Source organism: Pseudomonas fluorescens (genome assembly GCF_001708445.1).
GTDB lineage: Bacteria > Pseudomonadota > Gammaproteobacteria > Pseudomonadales > Pseudomonadaceae > Aquipseudomonas > Aquipseudomonas gorinensis.
In genome coordinates this window covers 6,625,600-6,641,144 of sequence record NZ_CP015637.1, presented here as the reverse complement: position 1 = coordinate 6,641,144, position 15,545 = coordinate 6,625,600, and the positions used below count along the sequence as shown (strand labels likewise).

11 protein-coding genes are annotated in these 15,545 nt (G+C 63.1%); 1 reads left to right on the top strand and 10 read right to left on the bottom strand.

The genetic code is table 11. The annotated features are described in order from the left end of the window. Positions 1-127: 127 nt before the first annotated feature. Complete coding sequence (locus A7317_RS29700; protein WP_069077358.1) at positions 128-502, bottom strand: helicase; 375 nt, start codon at positions 500-502, stop codon at positions 128-130. 297 nt (positions 503-799) lie between these two features. Here A7317_RS29700 and A7317_RS29695 point away from each other — a divergent pair, with 297 nt between their 5' ends. Continuing rightward, positions 800-1,642: a DUF6252 family protein gene (locus A7317_RS29695; RefSeq protein ID WP_069077357.1), complete on the top strand. Its 843-nt coding sequence runs from the start codon at positions 800-802 to the stop codon at positions 1,640-1,642. Positions 1,643-1,770: 128 nt separating this feature from the next. On the opposite strand, the gene tagQ is transcribed toward A7317_RS29695, so the two are convergent. From tagQ to A7317_RS29650, 9 genes are all read right to left on the bottom strand, one after another. Next, complete coding sequence (tagQ, locus tag A7317_RS29690; RefSeq protein WP_041161054.1) at positions 1,771-2,700, bottom strand: type VI secretion system-associated lipoprotein TagQ; 930 nt, start codon at positions 2,698-2,700, stop codon at positions 1,771-1,773. Between the two features lie 84 nt (positions 2,701-2,784). Beyond that, on the bottom strand, positions 2,785-4,494 hold the full coding sequence (locus A7317_RS29685) for a formylglycine-generating enzyme family protein (protein ID WP_069077356.1): 1,710 nt from the start codon (positions 4,492-4,494) through the stop codon (positions 2,785-2,787). Beyond that, on the bottom strand, positions 4,487-5,671 hold the full coding sequence (locus A7317_RS29680) for an ABC transporter permease (protein ID WP_024078120.1): 1,185 nt from the start codon (positions 5,669-5,671) through the stop codon (positions 4,487-4,489). Before A7317_RS29680 ends, A7317_RS29685 begins: the two co-directional genes overlap by 8 nt. Beyond that, the gene (locus A7317_RS29675; RefSeq protein WP_069077355.1) at positions 5,671-6,375 is read right to left on the bottom strand and encodes an ABC transporter ATP-binding protein; all 705 of its coding nucleotides are present in this window, start codon (positions 6,373-6,375) and stop codon (positions 5,671-5,673) included. The genes A7317_RS29680 and A7317_RS29675 overlap by 1 nt, the downstream gene beginning before the upstream one ends. Then, positions 6,375-9,386 carry a serine/threonine-protein kinase gene (locus A7317_RS29670; RefSeq protein WP_069077354.1) on the bottom strand — a complete coding sequence of 1,004 codons (3,012 nt, stop codon included), beginning with the start codon at positions 9,384-9,386 and terminating at the stop codon, positions 6,375-6,377. The genes A7317_RS29675 and A7317_RS29670 overlap by 1 nt, the downstream gene beginning before the upstream one ends. Next, positions 9,383-10,102 (bottom strand): PP2C family protein-serine/threonine phosphatase, encoded by a 720-nt coding sequence (locus tag A7317_RS29665; protein ID WP_024078123.1) that lies wholly within the window; start codon positions 10,100-10,102, stop codon positions 9,383-9,385. The genes A7317_RS29670 and A7317_RS29665 overlap by 4 nt, the downstream gene beginning before the upstream one ends. After that, positions 10,103-10,756 (bottom strand): type VI secretion system-associated protein TagF, encoded by a 654-nt coding sequence (gene tagF, locus A7317_RS29660; RefSeq protein ID WP_024078124.1) that lies wholly within the window; start codon positions 10,754-10,756, stop codon positions 10,103-10,105. Next, complete coding sequence (gene tssM, locus A7317_RS29655) at positions 10,753-14,253, bottom strand: type VI secretion system membrane subunit TssM (RefSeq protein WP_069077353.1); 3,501 nt, start codon at positions 14,251-14,253, stop codon at positions 10,753-10,755. Before tssM ends, tagF begins: the two co-directional genes overlap by 4 nt. Beyond that, positions 14,250-15,539 (bottom strand): DotU family type VI secretion system protein, encoded by a 1,290-nt coding sequence (locus tag A7317_RS29650; protein WP_024078126.1) that lies wholly within the window; start codon positions 15,537-15,539, stop codon positions 14,250-14,252. Before A7317_RS29650 ends, tssM begins: the two co-directional genes overlap by 4 nt. Between the last annotated feature and the right edge of the window lie 6 nt (positions 15,540-15,545).

Genomic DNA, 15,545 nt, shown 5'->3' with positions numbered 1-15,545 from the left:
GACTGAGCCCTGTAGCGTACAGGACCCGGTCCGCTGTAGCCTAACCAACAGCTGTCCAGCTTTTGGGGCGCACTTCAAACACAGTCAAGTGTGGGAGGGGGCTTGCCCCCGATGAATCCACCTCGATCTACTTCTTTTTCTTCGGCTTCAAATACTTGGTCAAGCCCTGGAACCAGATCACCAACGCCGGGTTGCCCTTGATCTGGATCGACTTGTCCTGAATCCCCGTCATGAACGCCAATTGCTTGTTCTTCGCCTGCAAGGTGGCGAAGCCGTAGGCCGCATCCTTGAACGCGATGGCAAACGCCGGCGCCGGGTGGACACCCGAGCGGCTGGTGATGCGCTGGTCTTTGACGATGAAATGACGGGCAACCTTGCCGTCGAGGGTCTGCAACTGGAACGCCAGGTCTTTGTCACCCAGCTGTTGCTGGAACGCAGGGTTGGTGCGGCTGGCTTTGCCCATCATCAGGCCCAGCACCCACAGGAGAAGACGAAATTTCATAACGGCACAGCCTCAGGAAAATTAACGGCTCGCGCAGTCTAACGATTCCCCTGTAGAACGCCACTATTCCCCCAAGTTAGAAAACCCTCATTGTTTTACTCAGACCGCATGACTGCACGGTCAATATTTAAACAGACCACCATTAGACCGGCGCAGGCGAGAATCAACTTGGAATAACGCCATTCCAAACAGGTCTAACTGACTGTCAACTTTAACAGTAGTTATTTCCAGTCCCTGACGCCAACCTTGACGCGAAACTTCCAGGCTCGATAAAAATCATTTAATGGAACTAAAGCCATGAAAACCATTAACAACACATTGGCTGGACAAGTAAGCGCCAATATTGAACTGGGCGGCTCCATACATCCTTTCGTGTCAACATATACCAGCGCAACTTTGAAAGACCATCACGTGGTCATCAAAGCCTCCCAAGCGGTATTTTCACCTTTCCGTATCTATACCGTTGAATTGAAAATTGCCAATGGCGCCGAACCTGGTCCATACCCCTTGGATGGCAAGCCGGGAAATACTGTCGGCCTGGCGTATGACCCACCCACGACGGTTCAGTTGGACTCCTACCGGGACATCGAAGGCGAATTTACGTTGACTGAGACGGCGTCTGAGCAGCAAGTCAACGGCACCTTTTACTGCACCGCCAGAAGTTTAAACCCTGAAATCCGCGATTTAGCCACCTTCACTGAGGGCAAGGTATCCTTCAGCAGTGAAACATCACATCGACAAAGTACAGGGTATCTGAGGGGCACGCTTAATTTGCCCACGCCCGACTTCAGCTCAAGCAAACCGCACATGAGCTTCACTGAACCTGGCTTTCTGCAAGTCGTGGCAAACGATGATAACGATGATAAAAACGCGCCTAGACACTTGTGGCTGCACATTCCCACATCAAAGCTGGGTGAAAAAACACTTCCCATTTCCCCCTCTGAGGATGGGGACACCGCTGTCGTCACTTTGATTGCTAAGGTCTTTTATCGCGCCACCTCGGGAACCGTAAACTTCACCTACGATGAACATCTAAAAAAATTGACTGGCACTCTGAACTTCAGCGTCTCTGGCCCAGGCCACGACGATGTCGTATTTTCTGATGGCTCTTTTGAAATCACGGGATTGAGCAAAGCCTAGACAGGCTGATAGCACACCGATTGAACGGGTATCCAGACTCCATTCAATAGAACGCGGTGTAACAATGCCAGCCGATCACCATTGAAGATGAGTGGCTGGCATTGACGGTTTAGAACACCCCCTCGTCCTTACACGTTAGGGCAAGGCACCGGCGCCCAGTCGGCCAGGTTTGGATCGCGGCAAGTGCCTTCGATCTGCGCTTTACCGGCGCTGGCGACCTTCTTGCTTTCATCTTGCTTGGTCTGGGCGGTCTGGAAGGTTTTCTCGGTGTTCACCGCTTCTGTCGGCACGGTTGGAAGAGGCGGCTTTTTCGGCGGTTTGGTGCCTGTACCTTTCTTCTTGTTGCCCGGTGTCACCGCGGGTGTTGCATCGGCCTGGGCCACGGTGACCACATCGGCACGCTGTACGCCAACCTGCTGCAGGTCTTTCTCGTAGGCTTGGGTGTAGTTGTTCAGGTCTTCGGCGGCTTTGCCGTTGACCGCAACGATCAGGTCATTGGATTCCTTCAGGCCCGAGACGATTTCCGCCAGGCGCTTGCGGCCTTCGGTATCGTTGACGGTCTTGGCTTTACGATCAGCCACCAACTTGGTGAATGCGCTCTGGTAGCACTGCTGGGACGCCCTGGCGTACGCGGTGCTGCGGTCGATGTCAGAGGCACTTTTGTTCACGTCAGCCGCATACGAGGCAATGCGCTGGTTGTCATCGGCGATCTGCTTCTGACGCTCGGTGTAGTAACCCGCTGCGCCGCCGGCCAGGGCGCCGCCCGCTGCGCCGATGGCGGCGTTACGGCCACGGTTTTCCTTGTCGCCGGTCAGCACGCCCAGCAAGGCACCGCCCGCCGCACCGATGGCCGCGCCGGTGACAACCGACTTGGTCATGTTCGAATCGGTGGCGCGCAAGTGCTGCACCGGCTCGTAGCAGTTGGGGTAATACTCGACCTTGGTGCTCGACGCGACCTTGGAGGCCGGCGACGTGGCGCAACCGGTCAGCACCGTGCTGAAGCCGGCTGCGATCAGCAGCAAGTGACGCTTGGAAACCGCCTTACGGGAAAAAAGCATAGGTGTGTTCTCTTCTAAGTTTGACTTGCCCAGCACGGCCCACTGCCGCCTGAGTCCCTTCCAAGCTCGCCATACAGCCAGCGATCATCGCTGACCGCTCGCTGCGAGCAATTCCTTCAAGATCGTCGCCGGGTCGGCCCGCTGTTGCTTGCGGTAGTTGCCGACATGGCGGACGAACAGTGTCGCGCGCGTCACCAGGCTCTTGCCGAGCACTGGCTTGCGATCCAACTCTTCCTTGATGCGTTGAAACTGCGCCTGGATCACCGCGTCGGTGTAGCGCGTGCCGGTGGCCAGGTTGTCGATATAGATCGCCACCGCGCCATCGAGGGCGCTGCGCCCGTTGTCGATGGCCGTGGCAAACAGCGCCGCGCTGGCCTCGTCCTTATTGTCCAGGGCCTGCTGGCGACTCTTCTGCAGGTTGGCCAGGCGGATGTTGTAGTTGCTGATGGTCTCGGCCACCAATGCCGCCGACTGAATCAGGTTGCCCGCCGCCTCTTCGCGTTGCTGGGCGATCAGCGAGACATTGCGCTTGAGCTCTTCGTTGACCAGCCCAAGCTCGGCCTGCAACTTGGGGTCGACGCTGGCGGCGATGATGCTGTCCAGGCGCTTGGTCGGGTCCTGGGCATCGTCAATGGCGTCGGTCAACGAGGCCAGGCGGCCCTCTTTCTGCCACTGGGCGAACAACTCCTTGTAGCGTGAGCGCGGTGCCGACAACGCACCAATCGCCACGCGGAAACCGGTGGTCTCATTGCTTTGCTCGGTGCCGTCGGCGGCGAACAACGGGTATTCGCGGCGCATGCCGGTAAACAGCGTGCCCTCGCCTTCCAGGTAGTTGCCGCCCTTGACCACAAAGCCGCCGTAGGTGCCCTGGCGGCGTCCGGCGTGTACCAGTTGGAAAGATTCCTGGACCATTTCCGCGGCGTTACCGATCACGTCGAACATGCCGATCGGGTTGGGCAATTTGGTGCCGATGGGCATCAGGCGCGCGGCCTGGCCGGTGCCACCGGCGACCTGGTTGAACACCGCGTAATCGCCGAGCGGGCCGTCGCTCTCGCTGCCTTCGACGCGGCGCGGGAACAGGCGCCCTTCCAGGTCCTGGCGGCTGACCGCGTGCCCACCGCGGGCCGCAAACTCCCACTCCACTTCAGTAGGGAGGCGCACAAAGCCCAGGCCGCCCTCTTCTGCCGACGAACCGCGCCCGCTGACCGGCAGCAAGTCGCGGTGGTATTTCATCAGCCAGGCGCTGTACACCGCCGAGAAACGCTCGGCCTCAAAGCGCGACAGTTTCACCTTGGGCAAACGCGCGGCAATGCCGGTGGGCGCATCGCAGGCCGGCGCGGGCTCGCCACTGGCCAGCGACTGCGCCTGGGACATCACCTGGGCGTATTGGCGCGCGGTCACTTCGTACTTGCCGATGAAGTACAGCATCGGCTTGAGCGGGGTCTTGGCGTCGGTCTTGGGCATCAACGGTGCGATGACTTTGTTCCAGTCTTTCGGCAAGTCCTTGAGGGTGAATTGGCCGTTGATGAAGTCGCGGCGATAGCCGGAGATAAACGACTGCTGATAGCCCGCCTCGCCTTCGGCAAACGGGTAACCAAGGCTGATCTCGCGGTCGTCCAGGGTGCCCTGGGCCAATACGTAGGCGTAGCGGAACACCATATTGCCTTCGCACGGCAACGGCAGGCTGACGTCGTCGGGCAACGGCTTGGGGTTGTCGAGCTTGTCACTCGCTTCATCGGCCCAGGCCATCGAAGCCAAGGTCAGCGCCACACAGGCGCCCAGTAACTTATACATCTCTGATTCCTTCAGAAGCCTGGATACGCGCCACTCGCCAACCGCCACAGGCCGCCGCCACGGCGCTGACGCCGAGGACTGCAACCAGGGCCAGGCCGTAGTGACGCGCCAGCAGGTGGCTGGCGTATTCGCCCGGCACCTGCACGAATAACTTATTCACCGCTGTCTCGGCCAGGCCATACAGCCCGGCACTGAGCAAGGCGGCAAACCCTGCGCTGTACAGCGCCTGCACCACCACAAACAGCAACAGTGCGCCGGTGGAAAAACCCAACAGGCGCAACACCGACAGTTCCCGGCGCTTGCGCGCCACGGCGGCCAGCGCCCCGGCGAAGATCGCCGCAAACGCCCCCGCCAAGGCCAACCCGGCGATGATCCAGAACACGATCGACAGGTTGCGGCTCAACGACTGCACCTGGGCGATGGTCTGCGCCTGGGTCGACACCAACAGATTCTGCGCGGCGAAATACACCCGCAGCGGTTCCACATCGGTGAGGCTGCGCGCATACAGGCGAAATGCCGGGTATACCCGCTGCTCGCTCACAGCCACCTCATCACCGGCCCAACCCAACGCCGGTACCGCACGGCCATCGCGGTAATCTTCCGCCGCTTCCAGCAATCTCAAATCGGCAAACAACCCATCACGCGCGAAGGCTTCCAGCGGCAGCACCGCCAGTACCTGCAAGCGTGTGCGCTGGGCTTCTACACGTCCCGCCACTTGCCGCGCAAAACTGGTCTCCAACCAATCCCCCGGCCGTGCCGCGAGCTTCTCGGCAGCGGTGTGGCTCAGCACGATCTGGTCCAGGCCCTTGGGCATCGGCAGGCCGCTCAACAACGGGTCACTCGCAGCCGTCGGCAGCATTTCCAAGGTCAGCGTGCCGACCTGCGCCGTCGCCGCAATCTGCCGCGTGCGTGGTAAGGCGAACGCCACATCGCTGCGCTGGCCGAGCTGTTCGACAAATGCGCTGCTGAATCGACCACCGCCCAACGGAATAATTTCACGGGTGGCCGGATCGGTCTCCAAACGTTCGGTCAAACTGCTAACCAGTCCAAATTTCAGGCCGAATAACACCAGCAACGGCGCGATCACCGCCACCAGCGCCAACACCGAGCAGGCCGACAGCCAGGCATCGTTGCGGTAATCCTGCCAGGCCAGGGACGCCACCAGAGGGATACGCATCAGCACGCCTCCCCGAGGGTCGCGGTGACGCCGCCGTCGGCGTCGCGGCGACAGCTGATGCGCCGCACCTGCAAGCCGCTGGCGCGGGCCAGGGGTTCGTCATGGGTGGCGATCACACAGGCGGCGCGATGCTCGCGGGCCTGGGCCAGCAGCGCCTGCATGACGCGTTCGGCATTCAATGGGTCAAGGGACGCGGTGGGTTCATCAGCCAGCACCAACTGCGGCGCATGGGCCAAAGCGCGCGCGCAGCTCACGCGTTGGCGCTGGCCCACTGACAGGGCCGCCGGCTTCTTGGCCAACTGGTCGCTGATCTCCAGCTGTTCAGCCAGGCGCGCCACGCTGCCATCGTCCTTCAACCCCAGCAGTTGCCGCGACAGCGCGATATTGCTGCGTACATCCAGAAAGCCCAGCAGCCCGCCGGTTTGCAGCACATAGCCCAGGTGTTGGCTGCGCAGCGCGGCCAGGGTGGATTGCTGATCGGCACGCCACAGCCCGCCAATGTCCTGCTGATTGAATTCGAACCGGCCCACCTGATCAGGCGCCAATACCAGCGCCAGCAGATCCAGCAAGGTGCTCTTGCCGCACCCGCTCGGCCCGACAATCGCCAACTGCTCCCCGGCACGCAGGTGCAGCGCCGGGATCACCAAGCTGTAACGCTGGCTGCCGACACCCCGGCTCTTGTGCACCGCACTCAGGTTCAGCATTACGGCAGCGTCGACAAGGGTACGCGGTACAACGCATCACCCGGCTCGGCATCGCCGAAACGGACCCAGTTGGCCACGTCATTGTGGAAGGTTTCGTAGAGGCGGATCTTCGAATCCAGCTCGTCGATAAAGTCTTCCTGCTCGGCCACGCTCAACGACAACCACAAATCCTGGGTCATATTCAGCGACTTGCTGCGGTACGGCAGGCCTTCCAGGTACTCGCCGAGAATCCCGCCATCGGCCAGGTTGCCGCCCTTGCGCAGGGCTTGCGGATCACGGCTCATATAGGCTGAGGCGCTGGCGATTTCCTGGAAGAAATCCTTGGGTGAAGTCTGGGTTTTGCGCGCGGCATCGACGATCAGTTTCAGCGACTGTTGCAGGTCATTGAGCTGCAATTTGGTCAACATCACACACACCTGGAACGCCGGCAGTGCCGGGTTGGTCAGGTCGCGGTCGGCGGTCCAGGCGCTGACCAGTTGCGGCGCCTGGCTCGCGGCTTTGCGGCCGAGGAAGTCCATGTGCATGGCATAGCCGACCGCCGCGGATTTATCCGCCAGGCTCGGCGCGCCACTCAGCAACGGCACCGGCTGCGGCGTGTTGCTGCGCACTTGGTGCACTAGGTTGGCGAACACCGTGCCGATCTCATCGACCCGCTCACCCAACTTGCGCACATCCCCCCCCGGTACCGGCGTGTACAGGTCGCCGATCTGTGGGTTGGCGTCGGCGGTGAGGACACGGTATTGGCTCTCGGCGCCGGCGTGGGTTTTCTTGCCAGCGTCGGTGCGCAGGTGCAGGGCGTAGATCTTGATCTGCTTGCCCAGCGCGGCCTGGCGCACTTCGGCTTCGTTCATCTGAGTGGCGGCGAACGGGTCGTTCTTGCGCAGGGCGCCAGCGTCGGTGACCAGCAGGATGATCCGCCCGCCATAGCCGGACCAGTCCATGCCTTCCACGGCCTGCATCACCCCGGCAAACGCATCTTCGTTGAAGGAATGGCTGGACACCGTGGACGCCTTGACCTGGCGCGCCATGTCGAGAAAGCGTTGCGGGTCGCGGCCCTGGTCAAGGCTGATCAAGGTCTTGGCCACGTATTCCAGGCCCGGGGTTTTCTTGATGCTGTTGCGAAAACCGACCAGGCCGAAGCTGACACTGTCCAGTTCGCCACGCTCGGCAATGCGGGTTTGCAGTTCGTGCACCACGTCGCGAACCTGGTCGATATAGGGCTGCATGGAAACGGTGGTATCGACCACCAGCACCACGGCGGTGCGGAAGGCGTCGGCATTGGCGCTCATCACCGGCGTTGCAGGCTTGGCGGCCGCGCTGCTGCCAGGGTCGATGGACGCGACATTCAGCAACTGCACCGGCTGGCCGTTTTCGTCGAAGCTCTCTTTGGAGTCGAAGATCGGCAACAGGTAGAACTGGTTCTGCGGCACCGCACTGGCAGCCGGCTCCAAGGCCAGGACCTGGCCGTTGTCTTCGCTGTTTTTCTGCGCCTTGGCCAACACGCCTTTGGCCGCGGCAGGATCAGCCAGCAGCTTTTCCACTTCGGCGGATTGGCGCAGGAACATCACCGGCGCCCGGCCGGAGCGCTCGGTGAACTTGAGCACCAGGCTTTGCTTCCAGTCGCTGACCTGGGCGGCGGGCAACCAACCGTCGCTGCGGCCATCGGTGGCGGCGCCGACACGAACCCACGGGCTGCCGTCGACGTCTTTGCGCTGATACACGTAGAGCACGGAGAACGCCGGCAGGGCCTTGCCCGACGTGCTGCCGGCCTCATTCGACAGTTTGGCGCCGGGCTTGCTGAGGACACGCTGGAACAGGGTCCTCTTGCCGGCCATCAACAACGGACGTTGGCCGCCATCCACTTCAGCCACCGCCACGGGTGGCGTTGCTTGTGGCACTTCGGCTACCGCCGCAGGCGGCTTGGCCTGCGGCACGACGGCAACCGGCGGCTTGGCCGGTTCATCACGGCCGCTCAACCACCAGTAGCTGCCGCCACCAATGGCCAATGCCACGGCCACCGCCACGGCGGCCAGTGCCAACACCGGCCCACGGCGCTGCTCGGACACGGCGTTATGCTGGGTCGGTGTCACCACCGGCTGGCGCACCGGTTGCGGCTGGGGTTTGTCGGTCGGGATGTCGATGGTGACGGGCGTCATGCCCGCCAGATCAAAACTCAGCGGGATCGGCAACGGCCGCACCAGCGTGGCCTCTGGCGAGTCCGCCGGCAGCTGGTCCAGTGCCGCCAGCAACGCCGCCGCATCCGGGAAACGCTCCGCCGGGTCCTTGGCCAACAGCTTGCGCAGCACACCCTGATAACGGCCATGGTGCACCGGCAACTCCGGCAAGGGTTCGGTCAGGTGCGCCAGCGCCGTGGACAGCGCATCGGTGCCGTTATACGGCAGCTTGCCGACGAGGATTTCATACAGCACCACGCCCAGCGCGTAGAGGTCGGCACGGCCATCGATCTCCTGGCCCCGTGCCTGCTCCGGACTCATGTAGCTCGGCGTGCCCACCGCAAACCCGGCCTGGGTGAACTGGGTACGGTCGTCCAGGGACTTGGCGATACCGAAGTCCGACAACACCGCAGTGCCGTCAGCACGGAACAGGATGTTCGCCGGCTTGACGTCGCGGTGCACCAACCCCTGGGCATGCGCATAGCCCAGCGCCGAGGCAATCTGGCGAATCAACGTCACGCCCTGCTCTGGCGTCAGGCCCGCGGCGATGCGCTCCTTGAGCGTGCCGTTGGGCAGGTACTCCATGGCCATGTAGTACAGCTCACCGACATTGCCGATGTCATGGATGGTCACCGTATGCGGGTGCGACAAGCGCGCCAGGGTCTTGCCCTCGCGCAGGAAGCGTTCGCAGAAACTCGGGTCGGCCGCCAGCGCCGCCGCCATCACTTTCAACGCCACCTTGCGCTCCAGCGAGCGCTGGGTCGCCAGGTACACGCTGGCCATGGCGCCTTCGCCGATCTCGCCTTCGATGTCGTAGCCCGGAATCACAATGTTCATGCCGATACCTTCACGACGATGGCGGTGATGTTGTCCGGCGCGCCGCGGTTAAGCCCCAGGTGCACCAGGCTGCGCACGATTTCGTCCGGCGCGTCGTGGCTGAGCACTTCGCGGATCTCATGGTCTTCGACGGTCTTGTTCAGGCCATCGCTGCACAGCAGGTAGCTGTCACCCGGGGCGATCAACAGGTCGACCACCGCCAGTTCCAACTGGGCCTCTACGCCAATGGCGCGGGTGACGATGTTGGCGCGCGGGTGCACGCGCGCGTCGGCTTCGCTGAGCAGGCCGCTGTCTTGCAGGTCCTGCACGTAGCTGTGGTCGCGGGAGATACCTTCGAGCACGCCGTCGCGCAGGCGGTACAGGCGACTGTCACCAGCCCACAGGCACACACCGCGCAAGCCGCGGGCGGCGAGCACCACCACGGTGCTGCCCATCATGGTCACACCACGGTTGGCGGTTTCTTCACGCACGGCGGCATTGATACGGAGCAGGTCATTGCGCAAGGCCGCCGAGTATTCCTCGAGGGACCGACCCAGCGGCACGCTGCGCAAGCTGTCGACGATCAGGCTGCTGACGTAATCCCCCGCCGCATGCCCGCCCATGCCGTCGGCCACCACCCACAGGCGGTTTTCCGGCAGGTCCAGGCAGGCGTCTTCGTTGACCTGGCGGACCATGCCCACATGGCTTTTGCTCGCGGATACATACGTCGCCCCCATCTACATCACACCCTCTTGTCCGAGCAAAAACTGCGCAAAATCGCCGGTGGCGGGCAGGCCCTGACACCGCAATAAACCAGGGGAAATCGTCTGCGAACCACGGCCCCACCACAGGCTGGCACCGTCGCAGGCCTGTTCGGCGAGCGCGGTCATGCGCTGGTGGGGCTCGGTGGCGGCCACACGTTGCAGGCCGGCGAAACGGCTGTCGACCGCTCGCGGCTCAATCGCCGGCAAGCCCAAGCTGTCGAGGCCATCGTTGAAGCGTTCAAAGGTAGCGTCGGCATCGAGGGTGCCGAGCAACAGCTCTTCGGCCTGTTCGAACCAGGTGTCCGGACCGCCCACCAGAGAAGCCGGGTTGGTGTCGTGATCGAGCAAGGCCACCACCGCCAGCGGGAAATACCGCCCCACCCGATCGATGCTCGGCATCACCACGCCCGCCGCCGCGTTCGGTCCGCACACACCCGGCGCCAACACAAAGCGCCACAGCGGGCTGACCAGGTACACGTTGAGCCACTCGGCGCCCAGGCTCTGCTGGCTGGCGAGCAAACCCGCCGCCAACCAGCTGTCCCATGGGCCAATAAAGCTCTGGGGCAAGGCGCGGCTGACAAAGTCCCCACGACTGGCCAACTTGCCGTAGAAACCCAGCGTCGTCATAACCGCTCCGGCAGGCTGAAGCCGCTGAGCACGCGACTCTTGAACGGATTGAAGGCGCTGTTGGCGCGCAACTCGTAGGCGATGCTCGCCCCATCCACACGCAGGCGCAGGTTAAAGCGATCAGGCGAGTTGCCGGCGGTAAGGTCCGATTGCTCCAACAGGCGGAACCAAGCCCACGGGCCATCCAGGGTCACACCGGAGCGGCCACTGGCCGACGGCGGCATGATGGAAATTCGCACCACACCAATGCTGCCGGGGTTTGGCCATTGCATCGCCACCGGGCGGCTCGGGCCGTGGTCGTAGCTCAGTTGCTGGCCGTCAAGGTCAAGCAGGAACTGGGTAATGCTCGGGTCCATCGACACTGGCTTGAGTTCGAAGCGCACGATGGGTTGGGTACCCCCGGAGCGGAAGAACGCATCGCGGATCGTCGCGGCACGCTGGAAGGTTTGCAGCACGCCCGGTGCAATCCCGAGCTTCTGCGCCGCGCCCGGCTGCCAGCGCCAGGTCTGCGCCGAGGTGTCCACATACGGCTGCAGGTACTTGCGGAAGTAATTGTCCATCACCCCGCCCACGCCAAAGAACTGCCCGAAGTCATCCAGGGTGGCGTCACGCGTACTGCCCGGCGACATCGGGTAGCGCCCTGCCAGGGACTGACGATACACGTTGACCACTTCGCTGACCCAGGCCGCGTTCAGTTGGTTACGCACACCGCCCATCATGCTGTTGGTGGTGGAGTTGACCACCGACTTGACCATGCCTTGCACCAAAGGGGGCTGGCGCTCGGCATTCAGGCTGACCCGCGTGGCCGCAGCCGCCGCCTGGTTCTTCGCCTCACCCAGCAAGGCGTCGCCGCTGGCACCGACCATGGCGCTGACCTGCACATATAGCGCATTCATGTCCGACAACAGGCCGTCGATGGCAGCCGGTTCGCCTTCGTTCTTGCTGACGATGCTGTTGAGTTCGGCGAAGTGTGCGGTCACCGGATCATCCGCGGCGGCCGGGGCATTCGCGGTCGGTTGCTCCTGGCCGAGCAGGCTGCCCAGGCGCTCCTTGAGCTTGTCCACCCCACCTTCCACCGGTACACCCTTGGCGGCCAATTGGCGCTCTTCCGCTTGCAGGTCGGTTTCCTTGGCCACCGCCACCAGCAGTTTTTTCAGCGGCGAGGTGGGTCCGGAAATCACCCGCAGCACATCGGCTGCCTGGGCCACGCTGGTGATCGGTACAAAGTCGATGTCGGCGAGCAACGCATCCCACTGGCGCTGGTAGTCCTGGAAGTACAGGCGACGCACATCGGCGGCCAGGCTGACCACGTTCTGCTGGTCGGCCTGCTCACGGCCCAGTACCCATTGCTCTTCGGCCAGGGTACCGGTCTGGTTCAGGCTGCTCAGCAGGAACGCCTGGCGATAGCCCTTGGCGGTAAAGAAACCACTCAGCGGCTCACCCAGCGGCTTGCCACTTTTGCGGCTGAACACCAGCGCAGCATCACGGCCGGCGGCTTCGTTGATGCGGAAGTCCGGGATGCCTTCAGGCAATTTCTGACGCTTGACCCGGTCGTAGACGCGCTGGGCCACCGGCAGTTGTTGCAACTGGCGACGCAGGTCTTCGATCAAACGCGGATCGAGGCGTGCGCTCGGCGGGTGCCGTTCGAACAACGCCTGCAGGTGCCCGGCCAGCGCCTGGCGCTGATCGGCGGGCAGGTCACGGGGCAGGTTGCGGTCCCAATCGAGGGCGATCCAGGCCTTGATGAAGTCCGGGTCGTAATGCTCGGTGTCGGCGAGCATCAGGTAGGCCTTGAGGCCCTCGTAAAGGAAGTCGGAATTGCCGCCGCCGTGCAGTTGCTCTTCGATACGCGTCACCAGGCGTGGCGCGAAGACCGCGATCAGCAGCTTGCGGTAGACGCTGGCGGACTCGGCTTCCAGCATGTCGCCTTGATACAGCCCAAGGCCCTCGGACCAGTTGGGCGAATCGCCTGCCAGGTTCTTCACCGCATTGAGCAGCGGTAGCACGGCCAGCACTTCGCGCTGCGCCGGGCTGAGGTTCTGGACGGTCTGGCCCAGGGGCGCGACCTTCTGATCGACCTGGGCGATATACGCCTGGTTGGCGCGATAACTCACCCACCACAAGCTGCTGACCACGATCACCAAGGCCACGGTGGCCGCGAGCACACCGCGTGCGATCCACTTGCGCCGGCGCTCAACTTTCGGGTTCACACCCACCAGTCCACGTTCGGCAAAAGCCACGGCGGTGAAGAGTTTTTCGATGAAGTAACTGCGCCCGGTACCGCTCTGGCGCGCCAGGTGCTGGCGGTCCAGGTTCATGCTCTGGGCCATGGCGCCAATCAGGCGGTCAATCGGGCTGCCTTCCTGGGTACCGCTGGTGAAGTACACCCCGCGCAGCAACACGCGTTCTTCAAAGGCGTTGGGCTTGAATACACCTTCGAGGAAGCTTTGCAGGCAATCCTTCAGGGCGCCGAACTGTTGCGGGAAACCGTAGATCAGGTCGCGCCGCGCCGGGTCGCGCTCCTGTTGCAGGCGCTCCACCAGGCGTTCGTTGAGGCGCTGTTCCAGGCCGGCGAATTCGCTTTGCAGGTGGGCCAGCGGGCTGTCGCTGTTCTTGCCGTCATCCAGGGCAAAGGTCATGCCCCACACCTGGGCGCGTTCTTCCTTGCTCAGGTTGTCGAAGAACTCCATGAAGCCCGGCACCAGGTCGAGCTTGGTCAGCATCAGGTAGATCGGGAAACGCACGCCCAATTGGGTGTACAGCTCCTGGATACGCAGGCGGATCGCCGCCGCATGGGCGGCGCGTTCGGCGTCGGTGCCCAGCAGCAGGTCAGACAGGCTGATCGCGATAAAGGCACCATCGATCGGGCGACGCGAGCGCTGCTTTTTCAGCAGGTCGAGAAAGCCCAGCCAGGCGGCTTTATCCACCGTGGAATTGCTGTCCTGGGTGGTATAGCGGCCTGCGGTGTCGAGCAATACCGCCTGGTCGGTAAACCACCAGTCGCAATTGCGCGTGCCGCCGACACCACGCACCGCACCGGCGCCCAGTTGCGCGGCCAGCGGGAAATGCAGCCCGGAATTGACCAGCGCAGTGGTCTTGCCCGAGCCTGGCGGGCCGATGATCACGTACCACGGCAGCTCATAGAGATTGCGGCGTTCGTCACCACCAAGCTTGGCCTTTTTCAACAGGGCCAAGGCTTCGTCCATGCGCTGGCGCAAGCTCGACAATTCTTCGGCGGTGGCCACGCTGTTGGGGTCGGCCGGGGTTTCCGCCGCCAGGCTGCGCATCACTTCGGCCGCCTGACGGCGCGCCTGGATGATGCGGAACACCCGATAGGCAATCCACACCGCAAAGATCAGCACGATCAGCGCCCAGCGCCGCCCTTCCGGAACCAGCCCATCGAGCAACGGCCCCACAAACCAGATGATCAGGCTCAGGGCGATCAGGCCCAGTACGGGGATCACCCAGCGAATCATGAAACTGAAAAACGCCTTCACTCGACGCCCTCCGCCAATACGGTGATTTCAACCCGGCGATTGCGGGCACGGCCTTCGGCGGTGGCGTTGGTGGCCACCGGCTCGGTGTCGCTGCGGCCTTCGGCGCTGAAGCGGTCGCCTTGGCCGGTCTTGGCTGCCAGGATGTCCAGCACCGACTTGGCCCGCGCTTCGGACAGCGCCCAGTTGGACGGGAAGCGCAGCGTGGCAATCGGGCGGTTGTCGCTGTGCCCGGTGACACGCACCTGGCCCTTGACCTTGCGAATGGCATCGGCGATGCGCAGCATCAGCGGCTGGTAGTCATCGACGATGCTGGAGCTGGCAGACGCAAAGAGTTCGTCGCCACGAATGGTCACGACTGAACGGTCGACCTGATCTTCTACTGCCACACGACCCGCCTTGATGTCCTCCGCCAGGAAGCCGGCCAGGCGTGGCCGCTCGATGACTTTGGGCTGCGCCACCGGACGGTCGATGGCCTGCACCGGGATCTCGCCCAAGGCATGAATGTTCTTGAACACCGGCTCGGCGTCCGATGCCAGCTTCATGCGCAAGCCGAACAGCAACGCCAGCAGCAGCGCCAGGCCGATAGCCACCGCGATCCATGGCGGCATGAACTGCGCCAGGCGATCCCGCGCGACGCTGACGCCGCGCCAGTGCGGCGATAACTCGCGTTCGTGGTCGCCACGGGCACTGCGAATCGCCGCAGCGGTGCGCTCACGCAGGGCTTCCAGCTGGCTGCGACCGTCGTTGATCACGCGGTAGCGGCCCTCGAACCCGAGGCACATGCACAGGTACAACAATTCCAGCAGGTACAGGCGCTCGCGCGGGCTTTGCAGGCAGTGGTCGAGCAACTGGAAGACTTTTTCGCCGCCCCAGGCTTCGTTATGCACGGTGATCAACAGGCTCTGCTTGCCCCAGTCGCTGGTGCTGCCCCACGGCGTGCTCAACACCGCTTCATCGAGGGCGGTGCAGAGCGCATACCGCGCCAGCAGCACTTCATTGCGTGCCACACCGGCCGCTTCCGCACGTTCTTCGAACTGGCGCAGGTAGGCCAGCAGTTGCGCACGCAAGCTGGCCGGTGCGGGGTGGGCAATGGTGTTGCGCAGGCGTGTCAGCAACGCCAATAGCGGGCCGGCGGCGCTTTCCAGCGGGTTAAGCCCCTGGCTTTTGCCGGTCAGGATCGGTGCCGCCGGCATCGACAGCGGCGCCGGCTCTGCACGCACAGGTTCCGGCGCACGGCCACCCGGGCGCGGCATGAACTGGGTGCGGTCATCATCATTGGGATGCATCGCGAA

Coding starts and splice junctions, on each gene's coding strand:
- A7317_RS29700 (WP_069077358.1), bottom strand. CDS start 502: ATGAAATTTCGTCTTCTCCTGTGGGTGCTGGGCCTGATGATGGGCAAA.
- A7317_RS29695 (WP_069077357.1), top strand. CDS start 800: ATGAAAACCATTAACAACACATTGGCTGGACAAGTAAGCGCCAATATT.
- tagQ (WP_041161054.1), bottom strand. CDS start 2,700: ATGCTTTTTTCCCGTAAGGCGGTTTCCAAGCGTCACTTGCTGCTGATC.
- A7317_RS29685 (WP_069077356.1), bottom strand. CDS start 4,494: ATGTATAAGTTACTGGGCGCCTGTGTGGCGCTGACCTTGGCTTCGATG.
- A7317_RS29680 (WP_024078120.1), bottom strand. CDS start 5,671: ATGCGTATCCCTCTGGTGGCGTCCCTGGCCTGGCAGGATTACCGCAAC.
- A7317_RS29675 (WP_069077355.1), bottom strand. CDS start 6,375: ATGCTGAACCTGAGTGCGGTGCACAAGAGCCGGGGTGTCGGCAGCCAG.
- A7317_RS29670 (WP_069077354.1), bottom strand. CDS start 9,386: ATGAACATTGTGATTCCGGGCTACGACATCGAAGGCGAGATCGGCGAA.
- A7317_RS29665 (WP_024078123.1), bottom strand. CDS start 10,102: ATGGGGGCGACGTATGTATCCGCGAGCAAAAGCCATGTGGGCATGGTC.
- tagF (WP_024078124.1), bottom strand. CDS start 10,756: ATGACGACGCTGGGTTTCTACGGCAAGTTGGCCAGTCGTGGGGACTTT.
- A7317_RS29650 (WP_024078126.1), bottom strand. CDS start 15,539: ATGCATCCCAATGATGATGACCGCACCCAGTTCATGCCGCGCCCGGGT.